Annotated in this window: 4 protein-coding genes and 1 pseudogene; 1 reads left to right on the top strand and 4 read right to left on the bottom strand. The window is 67.0% G+C overall.

Annotated features, from left to right (window positions below; all coding sequences use genetic code 11):
- The 4 genes and pseudogenes from P3W97_RS01420 to P3W97_RS01405 all read right to left on the bottom strand — a co-directional run.
- Positions 1–525, bottom strand: a pseudogene (locus P3W97_RS01420) (biotin/lipoyl-binding protein); the annotation flags it as partial.
- A gap of 115 nt (positions 526–640) precedes the next feature.
- Positions 641–907, bottom strand: a complete 267-nt coding sequence (locus P3W97_RS01415) for a DUF2061 domain-containing protein (RefSeq protein ID WP_300843185.1) — start codon at positions 905–907, stop codon at positions 641–643.
- Between the two features lie 494 nt (positions 908–1401).
- Positions 1402–1707 carry a hypothetical protein gene (locus P3W97_RS01410; RefSeq protein ID WP_300843184.1) on the bottom strand — a complete coding sequence of 102 codons (306 nt, stop codon included), beginning with the start codon at positions 1705–1707 and terminating at the stop codon, positions 1402–1404.
- Between the two features lie 97 nt (positions 1708–1804).
- Positions 1805–2701 carry a CaiB/BaiF CoA-transferase family protein gene (locus P3W97_RS01405; RefSeq protein ID WP_300843183.1) on the bottom strand — a complete coding sequence of 299 codons (897 nt, stop codon included), beginning with the start codon at positions 2699–2701 and terminating at the stop codon, positions 1805–1807.
- Positions 2702–2856: 155 nt separating this feature from the next.
- Here P3W97_RS01405 and pyk point away from each other — a divergent pair.
- Positions 2857–4275, top strand: a 1419-nt coding sequence (pyk, locus tag P3W97_RS01400; protein ID WP_300843182.1) for a pyruvate kinase, incomplete at its 3' end; no start/stop codon positions are given.

Below are 4275 nucleotides of genomic sequence, written 5' to 3'. Positions count from 1 at the left end.
GAGCAGCACGCCATCGGCCGGCGCTCGCACCGTCGCCTGGGCACGCCTGGCGCGGGCCTGCTGCACCGCTGCCTCGGCCTGTTCCAGCCGCCGTCGCGCCGCATCCCGAACCCGATCCGCCGCATCCAGGGCTGCCGTGCTCAAAAACCCTTGGGCCTGCAGCTCGCGCTGGCGCTGCCATTGGCGCTCGGCCTCGACCGATTGCCCGAGGGCATCCTGGCGCTGCGCCTCAGCCTGAGCCAGCGCGGCCTGCCACTCGTCGGCCTCCAGCGCCACCAATACCGTCGCGGCGCGCACCGCCGTGCCTTCGGCCACGGGGGTGGCCACCACGCGGCCCGTCAGCGTGCTGGCCAACGTCGTCTCGCGGGCAGGGGCCACGCGTCCCGCGACCACCACCGAGGTTTGCACGAGCTGCTCGGCCAGGGTGATCGCGCGCACGGGGGTCGGGCGCTGGGTCCACCACACCGCCGCGCCCGCCAGCGCCACCGCCGCGCCCGCCAGCCACCACCAGATTCGTCCTGCCATGCTGACCCTTCCCCATCCCACAGCGCGAGACCGCGCGCTAAGCACAGGGGCGATTGTGCCCGCAGCACACATGCGCGGGGTCGGGTGGGGTATCGGGCTGCCCCGACGCTCGCCTTCAGGCCGCCGCCGCCGACGGCCGTACCAAAGTGGCTGGCGCCTCCGTCCTTGGTGGTGATGCCACGCGCGCCCAAGCGCGCTCATGGAAAAAATAGGCCACTGCCTGGACGGTCGGCTCCAGCAGGCTGAGCGTCAGCGCGGCCAGCCAACTGCCCGTGACGGCGTAGGCGACCGCCAGCGCCACCGTGACATGCATGACATAGTAGGTGGCGGTCTTCATCAGCGCCAAGCGGTGGACATGAGCAATGCGACGCAGTCGAGCCATGTAGAACTCCCCATTCGTTGTCAAAGGTCTCGCGCAATCGTATGTCGATTGATTTGATCGGTCAATCGATGACTATTATTTGATAGATTGCGGCAAATTATTATCGGCTTGTGCTCGTGACTGCGCTGCGCACACAGTGCCGTTCCAGCGGCAGCTGCCGTCGTCACCGCGCGCAGCATGGGCATGTCCCTGGCAACCCACGCGGCACAGCCAGTCCACGGCATCGCCCGGAGGATCGACTTCGGCAGTTCGGCAACGGTCTCGGGGCGCAGCCCCGCAAAACGCCAACACCCACGGCGTTGGCAATCCCCACAACAGGCCGGTGCGCAGCACGATCAAACACCCGCGCAAACGTACCACCTCGCGCTCCAACGCCGCGCAATGCTGGCGCCATTGACGCAATCCGAGGTCTGTGTGATGTTGCGCCCGCGCCCATTGGCGGCAGAGCACAGCGTACTCTTCGATCAAATCGGTCATCGCGCGCCCCGACTGAGCTACACCGATGCGAGTGCCTGCGAACACTCATGGTCGCCTGAAGGCGGCAAGGGCGACCCCGTATGGACAGCTGCACCTGCCGCATGGGCACGCTCGCACCACAGCGTCGAGAGGCGAGCCAACACAGCCGCCATCGGCGTCGACCATTCCGGATGATTGGCCAGGCGGCGCAGGTTCAGTGCAAGTTTGTGGGCCGCGTACAGGCAAACAGGGTGCGTGTGGTCGCGCGTGGCTTGGTGGTGCAACAAGGTCAAGGTGCTGACCAACAGCGGCTCCAGTAGGGCTGGATCGGCAAAGCGGTTCACGGCATTGGCTCCAAAAGAAGGGTTTGCATTCGCCGCGACCTGACCGAGTCCACAGCCTGGACAACCGCAGTCAGATCAACGACGCGCCCTGACTTTATCACGAATGATTCGCATTTGCATATGTATGATCCTTCCAGATCGCCCACGGCATATCACTCTGGCGTCCCAGAGCCTCCAGCTCGGCGCAGGTGCGCTGGGCAAACCAAGCCGCCAGCTTGGTAGCCGTGCTGGGTTGCAGGCAGTCGGCCGGCGCCAATGGCCCCAGGGATGTGAGTTGACCGAGTCGGTCCACAAAGTGTGGCTCCAGCGCTGCCAGGGCCACCCGCCCATCCGCGCAGCGGTAGATCCGGTAGCCTGCATATCCTCCGCCCAGCAGGGCGCCGGGCGCGGTCAGACCCCAGGCACAGGGCCGCGCCAACCACTCTGCGGCGTCCGCCAGCGCCACATCGTGCACCGTGCCGCGACCAGTGGCGGCGCGCTGCAACAGCCCAGTCAGCACAGCTTCCGTGGCCAGCAACGCACCGGCCATGTCGGCCAGCAGGCTGGGCGGCAGCGCATCGCCCTGGATCAGTCCGGCCTCGGCCTGGTAGGTGAGGTCATGCCCCGCTTCCTCGGCGCGCGCACCGGCCGCACCAAAAATGCGCACGATGCACAGGCGCGGGTGGCGGGCTTGCAGGGTCGCCACATCGAGCCCCAGCTTGGCCAGAGCGGAGGGCCGAAACGAGGTCAGCAGTACGTCTGCTCCCGCCAACACGCGCTGCAGGCGGCGCTGGCCCGCAGGGGTCTTCAGATCCAGCACGGTGATGCGCACACCGCGGTGCATCTGGGCATAGGCCGCCTCGCAGTAGCCCCGCATCGGGTCGCCAGCGGGGGGCTCGATCTTGGTACAGCGCGCCCCCAGCGCGCGCAGGCGCGCAAGAGCGGCGGGTCCGGGCAGATTCAGCGCCAGGCTGACGATGCGTACGCCAAGCAACGGCAGGAAGGTTTGGGCCATGACACCATGATAGGCCACACGGGCGTGGCCGCCACTTGGGCCAGATCATGTCGCCATCGCAGCGGCACACGGCACTACAATGTTTGTCGCCGATTTGTTATAAGAAACGGGGACACTGAGCAATTGCCGTGACCCCGTCGAGGAGACCCCCTGCCATGCCGTTGCGTGCCACCAAAATCGTCGCCACGCTAGGCCCCGCCAGCGACGCGCCCGAGGTGCTGGAAGCCATGATCCGTGCCGGGGTCGATGTGGTGCGACTGAATTTTTCGCACGGCACGGCCGACGACCACCGCCGCCGTGCCGCCGCGGTGCGCGAAGCCGCTGCGCGCTTGGGCAAAGAAGTGGCCGTGATGGCGGATCTGCAAGGGCCCAAGATCCGCGTCGGCAAGTTCGCGCATGGCAAAGTCACATTGGCCGAAGGTGCGGCCTTCACGCTAGACGCCACGCGCAGCGAACCGGGTGATGAGCATGCGGTGGGGCTGGACTACAAAGAACTGCCGCGCGATGTGGTGCCAGGCGACGTGCTGCTGCTCAATGATGGATTGATCGAGCTGCGTGTCGAGCGGGTGGAAGGTGCGGCGGTTCACACCCGCGTGGTGGTGGGCGGCGAGCTGTCCAACCACAAGGGCATCAACAAGCGGGGTGGGGGGCTGACCGCCCCCGCGCTCACGCCCAAGGACATGGCTGACATTGCCACCGCCATGGCGTTAGAGGCTGACTATGTGGCGGTGAGCTTTCCCAAAAATGCCGACGACATGCGGCTGGCGCGCCGGCTGTGCGAGGAAGCTGCGCGCGACGGCCACCGCCCGGGTCTGATCGCCAAGATCGAGCGTGCCGAGGCCATCCCCGAGCTGGAGGCCATCCTGCTGGCCAGCGACGGCATCATGGTAGCGCGCGGCGACCTGGCGGTGGAAGTCGGCAACGCCGCCGTGCCGGCGCTGCAAAAACGCATGATCGCGCTGGCGCGCGCGCACGACCGGCTGGTCATCACCGCCACGCAGATGATGGAGAGCATGATCCACGCGCCGATCCCCACCCGAGCCGAGGTCAGCGATGTGGCCAACGCCGTGCTAGACGGCACCGATGCGGTGATGCTCAGCGCCGAGACTGCCGCCGGTAAATACCCGTTGCAGACGGTGCAGGAAATGGCTCGTATCTGCCTGGCGGCCGAGCAAGCCTACCATGACGCGCTGGACTACGATTTTGTCGGCAAAACATTCGAGCGCATCGACCAGTCGATCGCGCTGGGGGCCTTGTTCATCGCTTCGCATCTGCAGGCGCGAGCCATCGTTGCGCTGACCGAGTCCGGCGCAACCCCGCTGTGGATGAGCCGGTACACGGTGGATATCCCGATCTTTGCCATCACGCCGCGCTTGGCCACGGCGCGCCGGCTGGCGCTGTTTCGCAATGTGCACGCGCTGCACCGCGTCAAGGGCAGCGCGGACCGCGACACCGCGCTGGAGCAGGCGGTGCAGCAGCTCAAGACGTACGGTGCGGTGCAGGCTGGCGACCGCTATGTCATCACCGCTGGCGAGCCGCTGGGCCAGCCGGGCGGCACCAACATGCTCAAGGTG

This window comes from Tepidimonas sp., assembly GCF_029335975.1.
In the GTDB taxonomy this organism is placed as follows: domain Bacteria; phylum Pseudomonadota; class Gammaproteobacteria; order Burkholderiales; family Burkholderiaceae_C; genus Tepidimonas.
This window is presented reverse-complemented; position numbering and strand designations above follow the sequence as displayed.